Below are 24,520 nucleotides of genomic sequence, written 5' to 3' on the forward strand. Positions count from 1 at the left end.
TCAAAGGCGGTGTATTGTCTCCAACATGAAACCTATGTAATTTCTAGTCGCGTTTTTTACGTTATGTGTTTAAGCATTAATTAGATTTAAATTCTAATTGGCATAGAAATAACAAATAAAATTCTTTCAAATTCGGTAGAGGTTAGTTTTATAGTTCCACCATGTTTTTCAATGATTTTTTTTGTTATAGCTAAGCCGAGGCCACTTCCATTAGATGTATTATTTTCTGCTTTTACAAATGGATCAAATATTGTTTCACTTATTGATTTATCAATACTTGTTCCATTACTGCCAATTTTTAAAGTTACAGTATTTTCTTTTTGATAAGATTCTATTTTTAAACTTGTGTAATTTTCATTATGACTTAGAGCATTATTAAAAATATTAGAGAGTGCTCTTTTCATTAATTTTTGATCAAATTTAAATATTACAGAATACTCGCTAATATTAATTTCTAAGTTAAAATGCTTATTTTGAAATTCTTCATAATATTCCACAATAAGGCGTCTAAGCCATTCACTAAAGTTAACTTCTATTAAGGAAAGGTTATATTCAGAATCTTCAAGTTTAGAAAGTGCAAATAAATCTTCAATAAGTACTGCTGAATATACTGATTTATTATAAATTATTTTTAAAAAATTATCTCTTTCTTCAGGGGTTATACTTTCTTCTAATAAAAGCTTTGAAAAACCTTGAATAGAAGTGATTGGAGTTTTTAAATCATGTGATATATCTACTAATAATCTTTTTTTACTTTCGTCTATTCTTTTATTTTCTTCCTTAACTTTTTCAAGTTTAATTACCATTTCATTAAATTCGTTCTGAACTTCTTGAAGTTCCTTTAAACCTTTTATCTTAGCCCTAGTATCATAATTAAGTTTTTTGAAGTTTTTAATATTATTTACAAAGGCTTTAAGAGGAGTTGTTATAAATTTTGAACTTATAATGCTGTAAATATATAATCCTATCAATAAAAAAATTGCTTGAATAAAATATAGCGTACCATAAGCTTTTAAAGAAAGAATACTATCTGACTTACTAGAAAAATTAGGCTTGTAAATAAACGAATGTTCAACTTTTCTTTTATCAATCTTATAAAGGAAAAGATAGTGTTCTTCGTTTTCACCCTCTACAGGGAACACTTGTCCGATGTAAGGGGAATTAGTGGAATCTTCTTTGGAATAGTTTAGTTCAAAGAGTTGATCTTCAGTGTATTGCATTATATTATCTTTTTTATCACCTTTTATATAAATCACTTTTTTGTTTTCATCTAGAACTTCTTCCCAAGCACCCATTTCTGATAGAAAACCAAGTTTAATTTTATCAAAATCTTTATTATAATAGGAAACAAATGAAGTAATACTTATTTCTTGATTTTTAAAAATAAACGTTTCTAATATAAAGGTTGAGGATTTATATGATAACTGTACAATTATATATAATATTAAGAAAGTTATTAGGTAATTTATAATAAGAAAGCTTTTTACATTTAATTTTTTATTACTGATCTTAAAATTTATCTTCATAACTTTATTTACCTTCAAACATATAACCAAGACCTCTTATAGTCTTAATATATTTAGGCTCTTTTTGGTTATCCTCTATTTTATCTCTCAGCTTACTTATATAAACCATTATAATTTTTTCATCTCCAAGATAGGATTGATCCCATACATGTTCATACAATTGACCTTTAGTGAAAACTTTATTTTTGTTTTTCATAAGAAAACATATAAGCTTGTATTCAAATGATGTTAGTTGGAGTTCTTTATTATCTTTATATATTTTGCAGGCTTTTTCATCTAACTTTAAATGTTCATTTATTATAAGACTTGTATTTTCTTCAGTCTGATTATTAAATACAATACTCCTCCTTAAAAGTGCTTTGATTCTTGCAATTAGTTCTATAGGATTAAAGGGCTTGGCAAGATAATCATCTGCTCCAAGGAATAATCCATCAATTTTATCAATATCTTCACCTTTGGCGGATAAAAATATTATAGGTGTGTTACTTTTTTCTCTAACCTTTCTTAAAACTTCTTTACCATCAAGCTCAGGCATCATTATATCTAGTATTATTATGTCTACTTGCTCTTTTTTAAAAATGTCCAGAGCCTCTTTACCATTTAGTGCTCTGAATGTATTATATCCATTGTTTCTTAAATAAAAATCTATTAGTTCTACAATTTCTTTTTCATCATCTACAACTAAAACTGAATTCAATTTTTTCACCTCTTATTTTTGATACTTATATTTTATTACAGTTCCAATTAATAATTAAGTTACTATAATTTAATATCCAATTTAATTATAAAGTAGTAATGTTTTTATTTACAAGTAAAGATGCTAATTTTATACTTCATTAAGCTTAGATTAATAAGACATTAATTTTAGAGGTATATACTTATGATCATAAAGAAATTTGACAGAATATGAGACGTGGCGCATCAAGGTTATGATAAATATTTAAAATTAAGGAGACAAAGTTATGATAAAAAGAATATTTCAAGTTTTAGTAGCTGTTTTAATATTGGGTTTGTTAGTAGGGAAAATTATATTTTCTTTACCAGCTAAAACAACTAATGAGCAAAGGATTTTTACTTCGAAAGAAATATCAAATTTACAGGAAATATCATTAGATGGGAATTTCGATGTTAATGTTACAACTTCTGATTCAAAGGATCTAAAATGTAGTTTTTCTAAAACTAAGACGGGATATATATATAATGAATATGAATTAGAAAGTAGAATTGAAAATAATGTTTTATATGTTACGACAAATATCGAAAATAAGATGAATTTTGTTTTAGGTGGTGAGACTTTAAGTGTAAATATAGATATTCCCAAAAGCTATAAAAATAAATTGTCTATAAAATCTAAACTAAGCAAAATAAACATATTAAATTCAAATTCTGAAGATATAGAGTGTAGTACAACAGATGGTGAAACTAAAATTTCATTAGATAAAATATGCGGTAATATCACTGTAAATACGCATTTAGGCGATATAGATTTAAAATTACCTAAAGATGAAAAATTTAATCTATCAGCTAAATCACGCTTAGGAAAAGTAACTAATAATCTTGATTTAAATGTAGATTCTTCTATAAGCGAAAAGAATATTAATTTATTATCTTCAGATGGGAATATAACTATAAATGGGAATTGATTATATTAGACGATTGTATTTCGGAAAATTATCACATAAGCCTAAATATTAAGTTGTTATATATTATAGAGTTCTCAATAAGAATAGAGATTATGTGAATCCTAGCCGAAATTAGATACATGTTTGTGATATATTAAATTCTCAATGAGGCCCCTATGTAGATAAATTTATTCTCTATAAAATTAAGATGAAATTAAGGTGAAATTAAGATGAAATGTTACAATTAGTAAGATATAATAACCAGTATAAGTATAAATAACATTTTAAAGTAAATAGAAGAATAATAATCCAAGGGGGATAATAATGATAGTAAAAAAGATAAATGGGAAATTAGGACTGACTCTAGGTATTGTTGCATTTGCTTTGATTACAGGTGCGATGACATCTCCAGCTTTTGCAGATAGCTCAGATAGCAATGTGAATATAGTAGCAGCACAAACAGTTAATACAACTACACAAGCAGAAGTTGCATATACTGATGATGCAATATCTATGGCAAATAAAGAGCACTTTGTGAATATAAATAAAAGTGAAGTTCAAAATGGAATTAAAGTAACTGTAGAAAAAGCAATTGGAACCAAGAAGGATTTGAAAGTAATACTTAAGGTTGAAAGTGACAAGCCATTTGATAAAGTGTCATATAGCAATTCTATTTTTGAATTAACATATGGAAATGATGATAAAGGATTTAGTGGAACATCTTCAAATGAAACTTATGTAGATAATAAAACTATGATTGTAACTCTAGAAAAATATAATCATGATGGAGAATACAGTGCAAAAGGAACAATGAGGGCTGATGTAGTGCTTTCAAAATATAAAGTTAATATAGGAATTGAAATGCCTGTAGATTTTACAGAATCATTCAATAATATAATGGATAAAGATATATGTGCAAAAATATCAGGGTTAGATTATACTTTTAACAAATTGGAATCTGATGAGTTAGGAACAAGAATTAGCTATACTGCACCTAGAAATAATGATGGCTATAGAAATAAAGATGACTATAAAAATAGAAAATCTTCATGGAATTCACAAGTAATATTAAAAGTTGGAGATAAGATGTATAAAACACATTCTGTAAATGAATATTCAGAAGATCATAGTGTGAAAACAGGAAATTATGAATCAAAATCAGCAACATATGATATTGTTAAAAGCGAAAAGAATGTTAGCTTAATACCTGTAATTTGTAATATGACAGATGGTGAAATAGATGAAATTTATGATCAACGACATAAAAATGATAAGGATAATGCTAATAAAGATAACATTAATAATATAAGTTATGAAAAAGAATTTGATTTTTCGGATGGAACAAAAGGAGAAATATATAATATAGAAAGATTAGATAATACTATAAAAGTATACTGCAAGGGAGAATCAGAAAAAGAAAGTCTTTTAATGGCAAGTAATATGAATATACATTATCAAATGTCAAACGAAAATGATGATATGGTGTATTACAACAACAGTAATGTAAGTTTTTACAAAGATCCTAAAGAATCACTTGGATATATTGTAGAGTTTGATAATGTTCAAAAAGATAAAGCGGTGGATGCAGATATTAACACAATAATAAAGCAGGCTGATAAGTATGATTTAGAAGATGAAGTGCAACTATAGGGGAGTAAATTAATATTAAAACATGTATATAGTGATATTAAATTAGAGAAGTGAGGAAATTTTATGATGAATAAAAAGATAAATATGCTATTAAGCTCTGTACTCGGAATATCTTTAACTTTTGGGATTATGGAGGCACCTGTTTTAGCTGATAGTAGTGTAAAAGCAGCACCGTCTTATACCACAAGTGATAATTCTACAAATAATAATATTGTTAGTAAAGACAATGATATTGAACAAAATGGTTTAAAAATATCAATAGATAAGATAGTTGCAACAAAGCATAAATTGGAAGTTACAGTAAAAGTGGAAAGTCAAAAACCACTTGAAGAAACTAAGGGAGACGATGTACAAGTACTATTAACATATGGTGATGGTAAAGATTATAATTATGAGATGTCACATGAACTTATTAATGATAAAACTATGCAAATAACACTTAATAGAGAAGTTAATGATGAAGAAATACCTGAAAAAGGAAACTTAAGGGTGGATTTAGTAATTCCTAAATATAAAATTAATGTTGGAATGGATGCTAATGTGGATTTTTCAGAATCATTTAAAAATACCATTGAAAAGAATGTTTCAGTTAATATACCAGAATTTAATTTTACAGTAAAAAAAATAGAGTCTAATGCGATGGGGACAGAAGTTACTTACAGTAAAGAAGAAAAACGTGATTCAGATGAAGATGAAGATATTGATTTCTCTACTCCATTGATATTAAAAATTGGAGATAAGATGTATAGGACAATGGGTGAAAGGAACTATACATCAGAAGATGATAAAGGTGATACTAGGACTGTGATAGGATCTTATAATGCAGGAGTGGCGACCTATGATAAAGTAAAAGGTCAAAATACCATAAGTATAATACCTATAGCTTGTAGTATGACCAATGAAGATAGAAGTAAAATCTATGAGGATATTTATAAAAATTTAGATTATAAAAAAGATGATGTTAATAAGGATACAACTAGTGATATAAGTTACACTAAGGGATTTGACTTTTCTGATGGAAGTAAAGGAGAAATATATAAAATTGAAAGAAGCGATAATAACTTAAAAGTATATTGTAAAGGTGATACAGAAAAAGAAAGTCTGTTGATGGCAAGTACTATGTGTATATATCCTAAAATGGAAAAGGAAAAAACAGTTTATTATGGATATGAAAGTGAAAAGAATATGAGTTTTTATAAGGATCAAGATAACTCTCTTGGATATATTGTAGAATTTGACAATTTAGAAAAAGATAAAAAAATGGAATTGAATTTTGATTATGCAATAAAAGAAATTGATAAATATAAAATAGATGATGAAATTCAATTATAGATAAATAACTTTTAACTTAGACTTATGTGGTGACTAACCGAAACAAATGTGTAAACCCTATTTCGGTTAGCTATTACATAAGTTTAAGTTTTAATTGGGATATTCTATGAGATATAATGAATTATGAAATAAAAACACATTTTGAATAGAGATTTTTAGAAAAATATAACCTAGTTACTTTTTATTCCGAATTTTATGCGTTTAAAGAAAACTATATTTATTTTTAATGCGAATTATGTCATTATTAAGACAATATCTAATATGAAAAAGCATTATTTTATAAATGATTTTTTTGCATAAGAGATATTTATGACTCACTGTGTAAAAATAAGGGGATTCAGATTTTTTAAGATTTGAGTCTAATTTATTTAATAAAAAATTATAAGATTGGAAATAGAAAGAAGGTTATATTTATGTCTAAAAAATTGAAAATGTTTGTGTCAAAATTTGTTGTATCATCTATGTGTATGTCTCTTTTCTTAGTTGCTGGAACATCTGCAACAACTGCTTTTGCAGCTAGTACAAAAACGGTTACAACTTTTAGTGACTTAAAAACAGCTGTTGCTAATGCAAGTAGTGGGGATATAATTCAAATTGCATCAAATTCTCTTAATTGTACAAGCCAACTTGCAATTAATAAATCAGGTATTACAATTAAGGCGGCACCTGGATACTCACCGGTACTAGATTTTTCTTCATTTAGAACAACCGCTAAAAGTGAAAGTCCTAATGCAACTGGTGATAAGTATGTAGGTGTAAAAATAAGCGGAGGTGATAATACAATCCAAGGTCTTACAATTGAAAAGGCTTATGATAATGGTCTGCTTATAAAACCTACTTCATCATCATCAACGCCTAATGGTAACAATATTACTGACTGTGTACTTAGTTATAATGGTGATGCAGGTCTTCAAATTACAGGTAGCAAAGATTATGGAGTATACCCAAGTAATAACAAAGTAACAGGTTGTGTAGCTTACAGAAATTTTGATCCACTTACAAGTGGTGGAAATGCTGATGGATTCTCACCAAAGCTTTATATTGGAAATGGTAACACATTCTCATATTGTGTATCAGCTGAAAATTCAGATGATGCTTGGGACAGTTTTGGTTCATTAGCTAGTAATGTAACATATGATCATTGTGTAGCTTACCATAATGGTGATTCAACAATATTTAATGGAACATATGATAAAGCAAATGGTCTTGGCACTGACAGTGATTTAACAAAAGGCGTTTCAACAGGAAATGGTAATGGATTTAAGATTGGATCAGGAGCATCAAAATATGGTGCTGCATCAAATGGTTTAAGAACTATGACTGATTGTTTAGCTGTTGATAATACATCAAAAGGTTTTGATGAAAATAACTCTAAATGTACAATTAATTTAACTAACGGTATGGCATTTGGAAATGGAAAAGCTGATTATGCTCTTGCAGATTGTACTGCAAAGACATTTACAAACGCTCAAGCATTTTCTGCTGCATCAGCTAATAAGGCACCAAAGAAAGGATCTATAACAACTGTATCATCAGCAAAACAAGCTGCTATAAGATTAGAAGTTAATACAGCAATAAAAAACATGAGATCACAGCTTGCTAATAAAAAGATTCCTTCACATATGAATTTTAGTTTCTGGAATTAAGACACATTCAAATAAAAAAATTAAAATGATAATTCTTCATACATAGCCAATCACTTTTGTGGTTGGCTATATTTTATTATAAATTTTGGTGAATTATTCAATATATTACTTGACAAAAGAGTATAGCAGCTATATGCTTTTTGTATGATGAATTTAAATGATGAACGAAAAAATAGAATAAGTTATTCTTTGTTGACAGTAATTTATAAATTTAGCGAGAATGATAAACAAACTCGTTATTATGGTACTGATACACCTTTATTCAGCTCAGAAATACATATGATAAGAGCAATTAAAGAAGAGGAGGGTATTCATATTACAGGATTGGCAAACAAATTAGGTGTAACAAAAGGCGCTGTATCACAAATTGTTAACAAGCTGGATAAAAAGGGATTTATAATAAAAGAAACTGATTTGAATAATAAGTCAAAGCTTACTATAAAATTAACTCCAAAAGGTGAAATTGCAGATGCAAATCATGTTAAGTTGCATAAAAAATTTGATGCATTAATTAATAATATATTAAAAGAGGCGTCAAATGAAGAAATTAAATTCCTAAAGAATTTTTTAGATAAAGTTAAAGATGAAATTGAAGATTTTGAAGAAAAGCTTACGGAATAAATGTCTTTTTGCTTAAGATATATGAAAATAAATAACAGGTCTAAAGTTATGGATATGCTATTTTTTGAATATGTCTTAAGTCTATAGTAGATATATTTTTGGCAACAAATTTTTATGGCAGAATTTTGTTGTTTGGGATGAATTTTAAAATATATTTTTTTTAGCAAAAGTGTATAGATACTATACTCTTTTGCTAAGATAAATTACAGGAGGTTTATATCAATGAATAAAAAGGAAAATAAATTAAAAATGATGAGTGAAGGTAATATTACAAAATTATTATTTCAGCTCGGAATGCCAATTATTATAGGAATGCTTGTGACTTCGCTTTATAATATTGTAGATGCTATTTTTGTTGGAGGATTAGGAACAAGTCAAATGGGAGCTGTCTCAATTGCATATCCGATAGGACAAGTGATTATTGGATTAGGATTAACGTTTGGAAGTGGCTCTGCATCTTATATATCAAGACTTTTGGGTGAAAAGAATAATAAACAAGCTGATAATACTGCTTCAACAGCGTTGTTTACTAGTATTATTGTAGGATTTATAACTATTGTTTTAATAATGTGTTTTATTGATAAAGTGTTAACTTTTTTAGGTGCAACTGTAACGATTTTGCCTTATGCAAGAGAGTTTGCAATTATTTATATACCAGGGTCAATATTAAATGTTATTAATGTAACAATGAATAACATTTCTGCATCAGAGGGCAATACAAAAATCAGCATGACATCGATGCTGATGGGCGCTTTATTAAATATTATTCTTGAACCAATTTTTATATATACCCTTCATTTAGGAATTAAGGGTTCAGCAATTGCAACTGTGATTGCACAAGGAGTTACCACCTTTATGTATGTGTGGTATATATTTAGTGGAAAAAGCAACTTGCATATTTCGATTAAGCATTTTTCTACAGATAAGATAATATATATTCAAATATTAAAGATTGGAGTGCCTACCTTACTCTTTCAGATATTATCAAGTGCTTCAATGGGGCTTACGAACACTGCAGCAAGCCATTATGGTGATTCAACTGTTGCAGCAATGGGAATTGTTACAAGAGTTTTAGCTATCGGTTCATATATTATATTTGGATATGCAAAAGGATTCGAACCTGTTGCAGGGTTTAATTTTGGTGCAAGAAATTATAAAAGGTTGGGAGAATCTATTTTAATCTCACTGAAATGGGCTACAATTTTTTGTGCAATAACTGAAATTATACTATTCATTTTTTCAACACAAATTATAAGTTTCTTTAGTAAAGATACATCTGTTATTGCAATAGGCAGTAATGCTTTAAGAGCAAACAGTGTTACTTTTATTTTATTTGGTTTTCAATATATATACACAACATTATTTTTATCTTTAGGAAAAGCATTCAAAGGCACAATATTAAGTATTGCAAGGCAAGGTATCTTCTTTATTCCAGCAATTCTCATTTTACCAAACATTTTAGGGCTAAATGGAATCATATTTACACAACCTGTAGTTGATGTGATGACTACAATACTTACTACCATATTTGCGCTTAAAATACAAAGAAAAATAAATTGTGTTAGCAATGAATTGGAAATTATTCGAGGATAGAGAATAGAATGTAAAATAAGCTCATGATGGGTCTATTAGTTGATTTTACTTACGCAGTATGACCCAAATAGGCAAGTATACTGGTCTATTATTTTTTTGATTATGCCTCAATAAAGGGCTATGCTTTAACATAGTGTTGAAAACATAGCCACAAAAATTATATATGTTCATTAACTAATTCCATATTGAGTTATACGCTCTTTAAGTGCATTGCAGAATTTAGAAAGGGAACTACCATTATTACTTGAATGAAAATTATGTACATTATCAATCAAATCTGAGTAATTAGAGAAATAACCAGAAGATGAATTGCTATACCATGGCTGATTAGTCATCTTTTTATAAGAAAGCATAAATGCTGATCCAGCAGAAATATTCCCCTTACCGTATTTAACAGATTTACTTTTCGAACTAACTTCATTAAGAACCTTAATAAAAGCGCTACTTCTAGCATCTTTAGGTGAAAGTTTAACTGCATGATTTTTAGTATTAGCAATGCTTTTAGTAGTTGCTTTTGAATTAGAAGTGTTGTTTTTTGTATTGGTCTTCAAACTAGAAGTATTACTTTTAGTAGTAATTTTTGAATTAGAAGCACTACTTAAAGCAAATTTAGCAAAGCTTCTATTATTTTTGTACCTATTGAAATTAACTGGATTTCTTGTTATCAGATTCATAATAAACCTCCTAATAAAATATATGTCAATAAATTATCGATATGTAAAAGAAATACTTTAATAGTATGATTATGGTTATTGTGAAATTAATTACAAATAAAAATATACTGATTTGCATAGTTTTAATACTTTTATTAAAACTGACACAAATCGTTATATGATTTCATTCTTTGTATAAAATCTTCATTATCAGAATAAACATCAACACCTCTGTCATCATATAAAAAGAATACATTTTTTGTTTTGTTATCTATAATATATACTGCACAATCTAACTCGGTACATTCTCGTATATCAGAAAGAATAATTTTTCTAAAGAGTCGTTTACTATTTATTCTATCAGTATTCCAAATATATCGTGTTCCGTTAAGCTTCTCTTCATCGTCATTCCACTCAAAATGGAAAACAAGACATTTTAACGATTCTAAACATTTCTCTATAAATTCCTTTTCTTTTTTATGACTACAACTATATTTATCCTCATATAAGACAATTAATTCGCTTGAAAAATTACATCTTTTCCAAATCGTCTGTGCTGATTTAAGACATGAATCTACATATTCTTGTCTTAATTGCAACTTTTCATTTTCTATGTCATCAACGTCATAATAAGGCCATTCACCTGGTAATAACTCAAATGCAACACATTTTTTAGTTTTATTACAATATTGATTTATTAAACTATTCATATATAAATCCATTCAATATACTCCATTTCATATTATATTAATAGTCTTAATTTCAAATTACAATTGTATATTACTCTGAATAGAATCCATTCTTATTAAATTTGTACCAATTATATATTTCTTCTTCAGTTTTTAATTCTAAACTTTTCATAATCTCACGACTAAATTCTAATGTTGCTGTTCCATTTGCAGTTATAAAGTAATCTGTTCTTACACATTGTTGTTCAATATAATTATTTTTTCCAGTATAATTTGGACAAGTGGAAATCATGTATTCCACAGAATTACCTGTATGCTCAATTTGATTTAAATATCCATTAAATGCTAAGAAGGTAGTTGCATCACATATCGTAGATATAGGTTTATTATTTTCTTTAAACATATCAACAAGTTTTTTAACTGATTGATTTTCATATTTTTCTTTTTTCCAGCTTTCACCGCCACACAATATTAGCATTTGAAAATTTTCAATATTCTTATTTAAAACTTCATCTATGCAATAAGTTGGATTTACATTTAGTCCTCCCATTGAAATAATAACTTCTTTATTAATTGCAACAGTACTTATTTTATATTTATTTGTTTTCCTTATTTCCGCACCAATATATCCAATTTCCCAATCAGCATATTCATTTGATATAAATATTAAAATTTCTTTCATATGTCCTCATCTAAATTACTATTAGTCTATTACTTCAAGGTTGTACATTATGTCATGTTGTATATAATAACTATTATAGCATTGTTTGACAAATATAGCACATATTATACTTATTATTCATTAACCTTAATAAAGGCATATATAATATTGCCTTTATTAAGGTTAGTTACCACATAAGTTTAAGTTAAAAGTTGTTTATTTATAGCTTCTCACAAAAATAGTAATGTAATATTGTTGAAATAATATGTAATTATAGTGTAAAATTTACTAATGGAGATTAAAATGGAATAAGTTAAAGTGCAATAAAGCACATGAAATAAATAACAAATAAATATCCAATTTTAGAAGTAAATTTATTTGTGGTTAATATTCCCACTAGAAATCGGAAATTTTTTTGTGTAGTAGGCCTTTGAAAATGAGTTGGTAAGGCTTCTTAGTTGTAGGTTGTCTCACTTTAGCTTGTCACATTGAAAATGGGAACATGCTAAAGTTAGCACAACCTATAACTTAGAACCTTCAACGACATTTTCATAGTCCTACGTAACAAAAATATTTCTGATTTCGGTTATTTACCACACAAGTATGATTTATAGTTTGGATATCTATATCTAAAGGTGGTTTATTATTATGTCAAATTTTAAAGAAAAGGGCTTTTTTAAATCAATTTGCTCTTTATCAAAAGCTAAAGAGCAAAATGAAGAAAAAACTAAAGAAACAAAAACAAAAGTTGAGCAAAATGAACCAAGGAAGAATAATTTAGTGAAAAAGTGTAAAGTTAAAAAGAGAATATGGAAAAGGGATTGTGATCCAATAAGAAGTGTAATTTTATGGGGATATGATAATGAAGATAATCCAAGCTTTCTTATTCTTTATGGGGAGCATAAATTTAAGAACACCGAAAATAATGCGGAAGTTATTGATAACACTTTTGATGATAATGGAGAAGGTATTAATAATATTCTTGAGGATGATGTTAAGTATACAAGCTATGCATTGTTTAAAGGAAAAGAAGGACATTTGCCAGCCTTTCAAACTGTAAAAATTATTAATGATACTTCATATTATAGCAGGCGAAATATGGATACTGCTCCTAGGATGTATTATAAAACAGGTTTAAAATCTTATTGGAGAAGAGATGAAAATTATAGAGTAAAGGAATTTGTAAATTTAAATGTAGAAGATCAGATTGTGTTGCCTTATTTTACAGATGATTCTTATGAGGATTATGTAAAAATAATAGAAGAGAAAAATATTAGTTTTCAAGATTTTAAGTTAGTTAAGCATCCTAATGAAATTTTAAAGTTAAATGAAGAATGCTACAAATATTATGAAACTATTTGCGATATGGTAAGTAGTGAAAATCTTTATATAAGAAAGAAATCTTTAAATGAGCTGCTTGAAATGGAGATTCCTCAAAATATATTTGATTTGTTAATGAAGATAGGAAGTACCGAGCTTATAAGTGGGTTGTTTTTAGAGCTTGCAAAGAGAAAAAATCCAATATTGATTAAAGAAGCAGCAAATATTTTAGAAGCCAATATAACTTGGGGTGCAGAAAGCTATGTAAAAGGTGTAAAAAGATGTGCTCATATATACTGCACAGCTTTATGTGAAGAAGCAAGAATGGATAGAGCAAAACATATATATGAATCATTGCCATATATGGATTTACATCTTATTAAAATTAATGATAGGGATATTCCAGAAGGAAAAATACTTGAAGGTGCAGCATATAGAAAATATGCAAATCAGGGATTACTTAGAGAATATCAGGGAACATATGATTATGGTGAGCGTAAATGGGTAGAGCATAGATGTTCTCAGCGTTATAAAATAAGTGATTATTGCGATGGAGTAATATTAAAATCTATTGAATTTAAAAATACAATACAGGAATCAGAAGCTTATGGTCTTGCAGATGTTATTGGAAAAATAGCTTACTATTTAGATGCACCAAGACTTAATTATTATTTTAGAGGAAATGGGAAGACAAGAGAATTAAAATATTATAAAAGATATGTTAGAAAAATTATAGATTCATATGGAGAAAATGATTCAGAAAAATTTGTACAAGCCATGAAGGCACTTTTAACAAGTTATACTGAACATGATTATGTGTGTAAGTTTAAAGGAAATTTTCAATTTAATGAATTTTTAAAGAGTTATCTATATTATGATTTTAATGAAAAGCCTCCTGTTGGATGGGATAATTGGCGAGCTAGAAGTATATGGATGGAAAATGACCAGTTAATGAATCTTCAAGGGCGATATGAATTTAAGAAGGAAATTTGGGATAATCATTTAAAAGATGTGTTGGAGATTGCAAGTAAATCAAAGATAAATCCAGTATTAAAAGCATGTTATTACATTTTGAAAGATTCTAAAAATACTCAAAATTTTATAGATAATATGTCTTATAAAGAGCTTATCGGCTTAACAGAAGGATCTTATGAACCACTTGCAAATATGTTTAAAGATTTACTTCACAATAAATTAAATTCTGTTAATACTTTTAATTTTGAAATAATGATTGTATTAATGAGCAGTCCAAAAGAAGATATTCAAAATTTAGCTAAAGAATTTATGAATGAAACTAATGGGGAATTTTCATCTCATGATTTAATAGATATAATGATGCTCAAGAATATAGATGTATGGACAGATTTATTTAAGGAAAGATTACTTGCTTTGGGAAATAGAGAATATTGTGATTTTATACAATCTATTATAAACAATAGCAATAAATTTATAAGCACAAATATTGGCGTGTCTAAGGAAATTAAAGATGCATTTTCACTTTCAGCAGGAAAAATTCAAGATATGTCTGAAGATGAAAGAGCAGATTTAATATCAAGGATGATTGTAGAGATTTTAAATACAGATAAAATGATAAATTGGATTGAAGAATTTATAGAAGAAGTGATTTTCTCAGCTTCTTATGAAGATTTAGAGAATTTACTTAAGAAAATTACAATAAAGCAAACAGATAAATTAATTTCTCAAAAGGCTAAGCAAATTTTGAGTTTATTACAAGCAATACAAAATAAAAAGCTGCCATCAGATTCTGAAATCACAGGTATCTTAGAAAGCGGTACTTCTAAGATGATAAACATGTTATTTAATAATATTGAAGAAAATAGTAAAGAGTTATCTGAAAGATTTTCAACTTTACTTATCATGCTGGAATCTGATATAACACTGCTTAACCAAAAAGCAGAAGAGATTTTTGAAAATATGGATGAAGAAAAGAGAAAGAAATTACATGGAATCATAATAGATTCACCTGTAAAGAAAGTTTATTCTTTTGGTCTTAGGAAATTAGATGAAATTTATAAAGATTTAATTCCTAAGGAATTTGTAATTCAGATGTTGGAACATACTTCAAGTGAGGTTAAAAGTTATATTTCGGATAAGACAAAAGATATATTAAACAATTTAGGAAATGGAGATAAAGAACTTTTTATGTATTATATGAGGACTTTATTATTCTTACCTAATAAAGTATCTAAAAGTAAAGATAATCTTTATGAAGTTATTCCAAAGTTTGTGATAAAACATAAGGATAAGCTTGAAGAAGTTGAAAATATATTACTGGATATTGGAAGCTCAAATATAATTTTGGATTTAGAACGTGCATTAACTACATTAGCTATTATAAGAAAGGAGGCTGTGTAATTTGAAAGTCGATTATAGTTACGCAAGTCCATCAATGTGTTTAAGCCAAGGCACAGACACAGTTCTAGGATTAAGTCCAGATCTTTCGAGAGATGAAAAGGTATCTTTTTTGGGTAAATTAAAGCATCCTCTTATTTTTAGAGATGCAATGCTTATGCTTCGTGAAATTGTTGTTTCAGATACGAGCAATAAGAAAAAGGAAAGAGTAGAGTTTTTTGAATGGCTTGATGGTGAAATTGAAAGACAAATTTTAAGACATGAAAAGTATCTGCCAGATGTAAGAGAAAAGTTAAATAAGGATATGAATGAATTACTAAATAAATTAGATGAAAAAAGCATGGAAATATCTAAATTGGTTGATATTAAAAACAATTTAAAAAAAGAAATTGATAATCATGATATATGGAAGGATTATTATAAACTTGAAAGAGATTTTTGGAAGTTTATAAGAGATAGGGATTATTCTCTTTGGTATGTATTAGATCCAGTAATCACAGTACATCCAGATCAGGTTTCTTTTGAAGCTTTTTCTTTAGATGAGTCTACTTATGGATGTTTATCAATTAATATGGAAGAATTTGAACTCCTTCAGAAACCAGTTTTAGGTACGACTAACATAGATTTTTCTGCTAAATTGGCTAAGGAAATAGAGAGATTCCGTACTTATAATGATGTGAAATTATCTGTTAATCCAGAAGGCTTTACAGTGGATACAGGAGTAATACCAGAGCATATGGAAAAGAAAATAGATTTGCCTGAAACTTGGATTAAAGGTTTTAACCAGGTTTCATCTGCAGCAAGTTTAGGTGGCATGGATATTGAATTATCACCAGTAGATATTTATGATATATGTGCATTTTTAAGAAGACATAAGGCACAAAAAAGTCCAAGATATATGAAGTGGATATTAGAGCCTGAAAAGCCAGTGAGAATAGTATTTGAACCATTTGGAAGTGAGATTACTCTAAAGGCTGTTTATAATGGAGAAAAATATAGAGAAGAAAAAATATGGGGAAGAAGACGCTGGCTAGTTGTAGAAAAAATAATTCCTTTAGCAAAATCTTTTAAAGTGAGACTACTTGGTTTTGGAATGCCACAATTTATAATTGCAGACATGGGAACAATGAAGATGACAATTGGTTTTTCATCATGGTCTTCAAACGACTGGGTTAAAGGTACTGCTTTTAATATTTTAGGTGGATTTATTGGTGACGGTAACTATGATAAAGTTTATGAATTAATGAAAGAAAAACGCTGTTTATCAATGGAGAGTATTTATGATAATTTAAAAGATGATTTAAGGGCGGTAAGTAAATCAGGAATAGGTATGCTCTTAAAACGTGGAGAAAGTTATTTTGATCCAATAAATGATACCATAAGGTTTAGAAAACTATGTAATACACCTATTCCTAAAGAATTATATGAAACAACTGAGATGGAATATAGTGTTAAAGATCATATGAAAGAGAGCATGGATAACTTCTCTGTGAGATTTACAAGCAGCAATGAATTTATTTTTAAACATTGTTTTAAAATTCCAAATAGTAAATATAAAAGTTGGAAGTATCATGGTACAGAGGACTATAATAGAGAGCATGATTTAAGTGAAACAGAATTAATAATAGATGAAGATGGCCAAATTTGTAAGGTGAAATGCAAATGTAGAGAGTTTAATAAAGGACCAAGAAATATTTCAGCACCTTGTGAACATATTCTTGCTTTATACTTGATTTCTTCAAAGTTCACAAGATTGAAATTAGAAGTGGATAAAGAATACAAAATAAATGATATTATGGAGAAAATATTATGATAGAGAGTCAGGAAAATTCAAAAAATAACAGACAAGAATATAGAAAACAAGTAGATGAATTAGGTAAAAAAGAATTTACATTAATAAAAATGCAGGAATATGGATTTTGGCCTAAAAACTTACCTACACCTTATGAAAAGCAGGAAAATGAAACAAAGGAACAATATTTAGAAAGAAAGAATTTAACAAAGGAATATGAAAAGATAATTAAGGCAATTACTGATTTATATGATGAAAAAGATGAAATAAATGCAAAACTTCGTGATCTTAATAAAAAATACAATGAAACTTGGGATTATGAAAAAATAAGACAAGATGTATCTAAAGCTATTATGGAGGAATCCATAGCAAGACGTAAAGAGAGAAAAGAAAAAAGAGAACTTGAGAAAAAGCAGAAGAATGAAGCTTGGCAAAAAGAAAAAGCTGATAGAATTGTTTTTATTGGAAGAGGTTATTCAGGTTTATTATATGATAAGGAAAATAACGAAGAGAAGCTTTTAAATCAAGGTCTGCCTGTAATAAAAGATGATAAAGCTTTAGCAGATTTTCTTGGAATTGAATATAAAAAGTTAAGATTTTTAGTGTACCACAGGGATGTTGTTTTAGTTGACCACTATAATAGATATACTATTCCTAAGAAAAAAGGGGGAGAGCGTAATATTGCAGCTCCAAAGTTAATACTAAAAAATGTCCAAAGAAAAATTTTAGAAGAGATTTTATCAAAGATTCAAGTATCGGATTATACTCATGGCTTTTTAAAAGGAAAATCAGTGGTTTCAGGAGCAAAATCTCATATTGCAGATAAAGCTTCTGGTGAAAATACTGCATTATTAATTAATATGGATCTTGAAGATTTCTTTCCAACTATAACCTTTGAAAGAGTAAGAGGAATGTTTAAAGCTTTTGGGTATAGCGGTTATATCTCATCTTTACTTGCTATGTTATGTACTTATTGTGAACGAATGCCAATAGAAGTTAAGGGAAAAGTAAAATATGTTAAAACTTCAGATAAAATTCTACCTCAAGGATCACCAGCAAGTCCTATGATTACAAATATTATATGTGTAAAATTAGATAAAAGACTAAGTGGATTATCATCTAAATATAATTGTGTCTATACAAGATATGCAGATGATATGAGCTTTAGTTTTATGGAAGAAGGCAGTGCCTTAAATCTTGGAAAATTCATGGGGTTCATTTCAAAGATAGTAAATGAAGAAGGCTTTAATATAAATAAAAACAAGACGCGTTTTTTAAGGAAAAATAATAGACAATCCATAACAGGTGTTGTTATAAATAATGATGAAATTGGAGTTTCAAAGAAATGGATAAAAACACTAAGAGCTGCAATTTATAATGCTAACAAACTTAAAAACAGTGGAGAAAAAATATCACAAAAAACTATAAATGAAATAAGTGGTATGATCTCATGGATTAGAAGTGTAAATGAAAAAAGGTATGCAAATATTATTGAATCAGGCATGAATTTAATAAACACATAGTGGCTTAGAGTTATGTGATGACTTGCCGAAAGAATTCCCCTTATTTCGGTTAGTCACCACATAAGTTTAAATTATAATTTAAATTATATATTGAATAAATTTAACTAATATCGTATACTTAAGTAAATTAAAAATTGAATTTATAGATAGATTTCTTGGCCTTTATGCTGTGGTGTTGCGCCATGGTGGAGATTTGTCAAATACACATCATTAGGTTGTGCGCAATTCGCTACGCTACCACTACTATGCACATTTAAAACCGAGCCTTCGGTTATGTGATAGTAGTGGTGCTACGCTGAAGTGTCCCAACCAAATAGGAGAATAGTTAGCAAGAAATCTATCTTATATACAAAAATCACTTTTTATTTTCTAGTATACAGTGTTTAAAAAATTTATTGATAGTTAAAAAAATAGTATCTATCCATTTTCAATGATAGTGCTATTATTTTTTTTGAGATTTTTTCTATGAGAATGACTATAAGTGATAGTCAAAATTTATGATTTGTCTACGGGAACTTATACATAGTGATAATGTTAACATTTATATTAAGAATAATATACTTTGAATAAGTTGTTAGGAGGAGAATATGAGTAATATTATACATATATGCTTTTCGCAATCAGCAGGGGGAAATTTAAAGCATGCTATTAAAAAGAAAAAATTATTTGAAGGAAAAAAGATTATAGTATTTCCTGATGATATTTCTATTGGAAAAATAGGAAATGACATGAATTTAGATGAGAGATTAGAGTGGTGGGATATCATTAATAAAGAGGAGGCAACAATTCACTCGGAAGAAATTAATTATCTCAAAAGATCTTACAAGAAATTTTATAAAGAAATTTCAAACATTAATGATGCAGACATAATTTATTTATGGTATGGCGAATGTAGTAATGATATGTGTGGAATGATGAATACGTTAGAGCTATTAAAAGATAAAATAGATAATATTTATTTTGTAAATGTATCAGAGAAGATTTATGCAAATGACAACATTATATATGCATATAAGTCAGTATCAGAAATTATTACTGAGAAGTTAAAAGAATTTATCCCAATAAAAAGGAAAATTGGGCATCAAGAATACCATGATTTAGTTAGCCAATGGAATTTATTAAAAAAGGATAACTCAATACTTCGTATTTTTAAGGATGGCAAGGTGCAAAGCTTAAGTGAAGATTATTTTGATATATGCATATTAAAACATACAGAAAATGAATTTAGAAAGAGTGCAAGAACTGTTGGAAGAGTAATAGCATATAGTGAAATGAAAATTTCTGATGAGTACATCTTCTGGCGCATAGGAGAACTTACTAAATCGGGAATGTTAGAATACAAGGGGAAATTTGGGATTATGAGGGAGATGGAAATTAAAATCACACAAAAAGGAATTGAATATATGAGTACTGATCCAGAAGCAATATCCTTTTGGAAAAATAGAGAAACTGAAGAGCAATTTGAAAGAGAAAAAATAAATGAAGCTAAAAAACAGGGAAGAATGGAAGAAAAAATAGATATAGCTAAAAAGCTTATGGATATTTTAGATGTAGAAGTTATAGCAGAAAAAACAGGATTAACTGCAATGCAGGTTAAAAATTTAATAAATTAAAGTAGCACTTAAGCAATTTTTACCATTATAATTTCAAAAATAGTGGCTTTCAAATTGAATTGGAGGCTACTATTTTTTTGAGATTTTTCTAGAATAATCACTATTAATGTTAATAGAAATATTAAAAATAATGCAACTAAATGTATAATTAATTTATCTAATATGGTGAAAGAAGGATATACGTATATTTAAATATTCAAAATGAAGGTGGGGGATATATGGAAATTAATAATTTAGTAAAGAAGGCTAAACGGGGAGATGGAGAAGCTTTTATAAGCATTATTAAACAATATGAACAAGTGCTGTATAAGGTTGCTAGCAGAATGTTGTCTAATGATCAAGATATCGCAGATGCATTACAGGAAACAATAATGCTAGGCTATGAAAAAATACATACACTTAAAAATGAAGCGTACTTTAATACTTGGATATGTAGAATTTTGATAAATAAGTGTAACTGCATATTAAATAAAAATAAGAATGTAATATTAGTAGGTGAAATATTACCACAAAAACTTAACAATAATGATTTTATCAAAATCGAATTAGAAGATGCCCTTAATAGCTTAAATAAAGACTATAAATTAGCAATGAGTTTATATTATGTTGTGGGATTGAGTACTAAAGAAATAAGTAAATTGGTAAATGAACCAGAAGGAACTATTAAATCTAGGCTTTCTAGGGCAAAAACAATATTAAGAGAAAGTTATTTTAAAAATCAAGGGGGGAATGAATATGGAAGATAATTTTGAAAAGCAATTGAATAAGATTATAAATGAGGAAAAAGAAATACCTAGTGTAGTTAGAATATCTTTAGATAGCACTTATGATAGAATACGAGCCATGCCTAAAAAGAAAAATAGAGTAGTTGGAAAAATAGCAGCAGCAGTTTGTTGTGTTGTTATTTTAGGTTCAATGGTTACTAATGAATCTGTAAGAGCAGGAATAAAAACATTTTTCGATTTTAATGATAAAGGAGTTGAAAAAGCAATAAATGAAGGGTGGATCAGTGAAAATAGTAGTTCTGCTTGTGATAATGGTGTAGAGGTTACATTAGATAGCTATTTTGCAGATTGTAATAAAATAGGTTTATCTATTATGTTAAAATTCAATGATTCAAAAATACTAAAGGGAATAGACAAGGTATCATTAGATTATAGAATAAAAAATGGCGATGGTGAGTATATAGAAGAATTTATTCCTGATACAAAGCCATTAAAAGGAAAAAAACAATATATATCTAACGTAAATGATAGAAATTCTAAAATAGATTTAGAAAATAATGAAGTTCAGTATGATGTAATTCTTGAATCTGAAGAAGGAGCTATACCTAAGCTAGAAAATGCAGTAGTAGAAGTAGAAAGTATTAAATTCTTTAAAAATAATAAAAAGGTTAAAGATATCGATGGAATATGGAATTTAAAACTTAATGGAGGAAAATCCAATGATATTAATGCAGTTGAATATAAAGCAGTAAATAATACATCTAAAATAGAAATAATATCAGCTAAGTCAAGTCCAACATCTTTTAATATAACTTTTTCTGTAGATGGAGAATGTATAAATGAAAAGGAATTTATGCCAAAGGATATTAAGTTAGTGGATGGAAATGGAAAGGAGTATCAATCAAATGGCTATAGTAGTGAATTAAAAAATAATAAGACAATAATATCGACAAATTTTTCTTTAAGCTCTTATGAGGATTTTGATAAATTAAAATTAGTTGTACCATCAATGGGAGAAGCAGAACTTGAAAAATAAATAAAGAGATACTAAATAAAAATCATTAGAATTTAAAGTGTATAGTTAAGGTTAAATATTAAAAAACATAAGAACAAAGATAGAGTGGGGGATTAAATCACTGATGTTATTATTTGCTTTTTATGCGTTATTTTGGACGTTTCGGGATAAATAATACTATTTAATGTTTATATATGGTAATATGTAAGAGAAATGATGTTAATCGTTTTCTGTTAGAATTTGGAGGGTATAACTCCATAAACGATTAATCTAAATTTTAGTAAACTAGGAGGGGAATTAAATATGTTGAGAAGAAAAGTAATTTTTACTGTTTTAGCAACATTAGTTATGACAAGTTTAACTATAGTTGACAATACTGCTTTTGCAGCAACAAATTTAAACACAACAGAAAGTACTTTTAGTAAAGAAGTTTTAAGTACGCAAAAAACTTATTCAGCATTTAACACACAGGCAGCACCAAAAACGATTACCTCAAATGAAATTGGTGTTAATGGCGGCTACGACTATGAACTTTGGAAGGACTATGGAAACACCAGTATGACGTTGAAGAATGGTGGCGCGTTTAGTTGTCAATGGAGTAATATCGGAAATGCATTATTCCGTAAAGGCAAGAAATTCAATGATACCCAGACATACAAACAGCTTGGAAATATATCAGTAAACTATGATTGCAATTATCAGCCATATGGCAATTCCTATTTGTGTGTATATGGATGGACGAGTAGTCCTCTTGTAGAATATTATATAGTTGATAGCTGGGGCAGCTGGAGACCACCTGGCGGAACATCAAAGGGTACAATTACAGTCGATGGTGGTATCTATGACATATATGAGACCACTCGAATCAACCAGCCTTCAATTCAAGGCAATACAACTTTTAAGCAGTATTGGAGTGTCCGCAGAACTAAACGAACTAGCGGAACAATATCTGTCAGCAAACACTTTGCCGCTTGGGAAAGTAAAGGAATGCCACTTGGAAAAATGCATGAAACTGCATTTAACATAGAGGGGTACCAAAGCAGTGGCAAAGCTGATGTGAATAGTATGTCAATTAACATTGGAAAATAAATACCATAAATACTAAAAAAGTAGCTTTCAAATTGAGTTGGAGGCTACTTTTTTGAGGTTTTTCTAGAATAATCACTATTAATGTTAATAGAAATATTAAAAATAATTCACCTTGAAATATCAACATTAAAATGGAAACTGAGGAGGTTCACCACATTTATATATTTACGTCGGTTCCATTTTATTGTCTTTGCCAACTAAAATTATTATTTAACATTAATTGGGTATGTATACAAATTAACAAATAAGTGATAATATTAATTTAAAGATAAATATTGGAAAAAATATAAGCTGACATTTTTATAAATAATGTTCGTGAAAGAAAATAATAAATTAATTTTAAGAGCTTAAAGGGGTGATTATGAGAAATGATAAAAGTATATGAGCTTATTGTTAAGACATATTGTTTAAAGTCTATATCAGATAGTAAAGCTTTGGAGAAGATTAGTTCTTTAATAGATAAAGCCTTTCTAAATAGTGAGGATATGTGTAAATATCACAATTCAAGAGAATATAAGTTTTATTCACATGATACATTTGATCCATGGACTCCTAGTGGTGTTTCTGTTGGAGAGATACGTTCTTTTAAAATAAGGACAGTTGATTCTAAATTAAAAAATTATTTAATGACAAATCTGTTGGAATTATCTACTGATAGTCTATTGGTTTTGTATGTTACTGATAAAGTAATACCTAAAGGTGAGTTAAGTCAAATAGAAAGTGTGACACCAATTATAATAAAAACTGAGGTTGGATATTGGAGAAATAATTATGATGATGAATTTTTTATTGATAGGATTACAGCTAATCTCATAAAGAAGTATAACGCTTTTACAGGGAAGAATATACCGCTTGCAGATATAGAGCTATTTAATAAGATCACATTAAAGAAAAGCCATATAAAAAGAAGATATAAAAACATTACTTTATTTGGAGATAGGTATGTATTTTATTTAAAAGATGATGAATTATCTCAGGACATTGGATATTTTGCATTAGGCTCTGGAGTTGCAGAAATGTGTCCAAGAGGTTTTGCATTTATGCAATATCAATATAAAAAATAGGAGGTGAAGTATT

General features: G+C 28.0%; 18 protein-coding genes and 1 pseudogene. 14 read left to right on the top strand and 5 right to left on the bottom strand.

The window, feature by feature from the left end; all coding sequences use genetic code 11:
* Positions 1 to 86 precede the first annotated feature (86 nt).
* Together CLSA_RS09550 and CLSA_RS09555 are read right to left on the bottom strand one after the other, a co-directional pair.
* A complete protein-coding gene (locus CLSA_RS09550; protein WP_022745936.1) occupies positions 87 to 1,526 on the bottom strand; it encodes a HAMP domain-containing sensor histidine kinase in 1,440 nt (479 codons plus the stop codon).
* Between the two features lie 4 nt (positions 1,527 to 1,530).
* Positions 1,531 to 2,232: a response regulator transcription factor gene (locus CLSA_RS09555; RefSeq protein ID WP_335618171.1), complete on the bottom strand. Its 702-nt coding sequence runs from the start codon at positions 2,230 to 2,232 to the stop codon at positions 1,531 to 1,533.
* Between the two features lie 256 nt (positions 2,233 to 2,488).
* Here CLSA_RS09555 and CLSA_RS09560 point away from each other — a divergent pair, with 256 nt between their 5' ends.
* From CLSA_RS09560 to CLSA_RS09585, 6 genes are all read left to right on the top strand, one after another.
* Entirely contained in the window at positions 2,489 to 3,169 is a 681-nt protein-coding gene (locus tag CLSA_RS09560) for a DUF4097 family beta strand repeat-containing protein (RefSeq protein ID WP_022745942.1), read from the top strand.
* A gap of 303 nt (positions 3,170 to 3,472) precedes the next feature.
* Positions 3,473 to 4,798 carry a DUF4179 domain-containing protein gene (locus tag CLSA_RS09565; protein ID WP_022745945.1) on the top strand — a complete coding sequence of 442 codons (1,326 nt, stop codon included), beginning with the start codon at positions 3,473 to 3,475 and terminating at the stop codon, positions 4,796 to 4,798.
* Between the two features lie 63 nt (positions 4,799 to 4,861).
* Entirely contained in the window at positions 4,862 to 6,130 is a 1,269-nt protein-coding gene (locus CLSA_RS09570; RefSeq protein ID WP_022745948.1) for a hypothetical protein, read from the top strand.
* Positions 6,131 to 6,543: 413 nt separating this feature from the next.
* Positions 6,544 to 7,776, top strand: coding sequence for a right-handed parallel beta-helix repeat-containing protein (locus CLSA_RS09575; RefSeq protein ID WP_022745950.1), 1,233 nt, complete (start codon positions 6,544 to 6,546; stop codon positions 7,774 to 7,776).
* Between the two features lie 144 nt (positions 7,777 to 7,920).
* Positions 7,921 to 8,397, top strand: a complete 477-nt coding sequence (locus tag CLSA_RS09580; protein ID WP_022745952.1) for a MarR family winged helix-turn-helix transcriptional regulator — start codon at positions 7,921 to 7,923, stop codon at positions 8,395 to 8,397.
* A 222-nt stretch (positions 8,398 to 8,619) separates the two neighbouring features.
* Positions 8,620 to 9,990 carry an MATE family efflux transporter gene (locus CLSA_RS09585; protein WP_022745954.1) on the top strand — a complete coding sequence of 457 codons (1,371 nt, stop codon included), beginning with the start codon at positions 8,620 to 8,622 and terminating at the stop codon, positions 9,988 to 9,990.
* 170 nt (positions 9,991 to 10,160) lie between these two features.
* On the opposite strand, the gene CLSA_RS09590 is transcribed toward CLSA_RS09585, so the two are convergent.
* The 3 genes from CLSA_RS09590 to CLSA_RS09600 form a co-directional block, all read right to left on the bottom strand.
* On the bottom strand, positions 10,161 to 10,664 hold the full coding sequence (locus CLSA_RS09590) for a hypothetical protein (RefSeq protein WP_022745956.1): 504 nt from the start codon (positions 10,662 to 10,664) through the stop codon (positions 10,161 to 10,163).
* Between the two features lie 134 nt (positions 10,665 to 10,798).
* On the bottom strand, positions 10,799 to 11,365 hold the full coding sequence (locus tag CLSA_RS09595; protein WP_022745958.1) for a DUF3885 domain-containing protein: 567 nt from the start codon (positions 11,363 to 11,365) through the stop codon (positions 10,799 to 10,801).
* 58 nt (positions 11,366 to 11,423) lie between these two features.
* Entirely contained in the window at positions 11,424 to 12,014 is a 591-nt protein-coding gene (locus tag CLSA_RS09600) for a DJ-1/PfpI family protein (protein WP_022745960.1), read from the bottom strand.
* 627 nt (positions 12,015 to 12,641) lie between these two features.
* On the opposite strand from CLSA_RS09600, the gene CLSA_RS09605 reads away from it, so the two are divergent.
* The 8 genes and pseudogenes from CLSA_RS09605 (at position 12,642) to CLSA_RS09640 (ending at position 24,507) form a co-directional block, all read left to right on the top strand.
* A complete protein-coding gene (locus CLSA_RS09605) occupies positions 12,642 to 15,689 on the top strand; it encodes a hypothetical protein (protein ID WP_022745963.1) in 3,048 nt (1,015 codons plus the stop codon).
* A 1-nt stretch (position 15,690) separates the two neighbouring features.
* The gene (locus CLSA_RS09610; RefSeq protein ID WP_022745966.1) at positions 15,691 to 17,499 is read left to right on the top strand and encodes a hypothetical protein; all 1,809 of its coding nucleotides are present in this window, start codon (positions 15,691 to 15,693) and stop codon (positions 17,497 to 17,499) included.
* On the top strand, positions 17,496 to 19,001 hold the full coding sequence (locus CLSA_RS09615) for a reverse transcriptase family protein (protein ID WP_022745969.1): 1,506 nt from the start codon (positions 17,496 to 17,498) through the stop codon (positions 18,999 to 19,001). The genes CLSA_RS09610 and CLSA_RS09615 overlap by 4 nt, the downstream gene beginning before the upstream one ends.
* 587 nt (positions 19,002 to 19,588) lie before the next feature.
* Positions 19,589 to 20,614 carry a DUF3658 domain-containing protein gene (locus CLSA_RS09620; protein ID WP_022745972.1) on the top strand — a complete coding sequence of 342 codons (1,026 nt, stop codon included), beginning with the start codon at positions 19,589 to 19,591 and terminating at the stop codon, positions 20,612 to 20,614.
* A gap of 218 nt (positions 20,615 to 20,832) precedes the next feature.
* The gene (locus tag CLSA_RS09625) at positions 20,833 to 21,360 is read left to right on the top strand and encodes a sigma-70 family RNA polymerase sigma factor (protein ID WP_022745975.1); all 528 of its coding nucleotides are present in this window, start codon (positions 20,833 to 20,835) and stop codon (positions 21,358 to 21,360) included.
* Positions 21,350 to 22,375, top strand: coding sequence for a DUF4179 domain-containing protein (locus CLSA_RS09630; RefSeq protein ID WP_022745977.1), 1,026 nt, complete (start codon positions 21,350 to 21,352; stop codon positions 22,373 to 22,375). Before CLSA_RS09625 ends, CLSA_RS09630 begins: the two co-directional genes overlap by 11 nt.
* Positions 22,376 to 22,828: 453 nt before the next feature.
* A pseudogene (locus CLSA_RS09635) lies at positions 22,829 to 23,437 on the top strand (glycoside hydrolase family 11 protein); the annotation flags it as partial.
* A 374-nt stretch (positions 23,438 to 23,811) separates the two neighbouring features.
* Positions 23,812 to 24,507, top strand: coding sequence for a CRISPR-associated endoribonuclease Cas6 (locus tag CLSA_RS09640; RefSeq protein ID WP_022745986.1), 696 nt, complete (start codon positions 23,812 to 23,814; stop codon positions 24,505 to 24,507).
* Positions 24,508 to 24,520: the final 13 nt, after the last annotated feature.

This window comes from Clostridium saccharobutylicum DSM 13864 (assembly GCF_000473995.1).
GTDB lineage: Bacteria > Bacillota > Clostridia > Clostridiales > Clostridiaceae > Clostridium > Clostridium saccharobutylicum.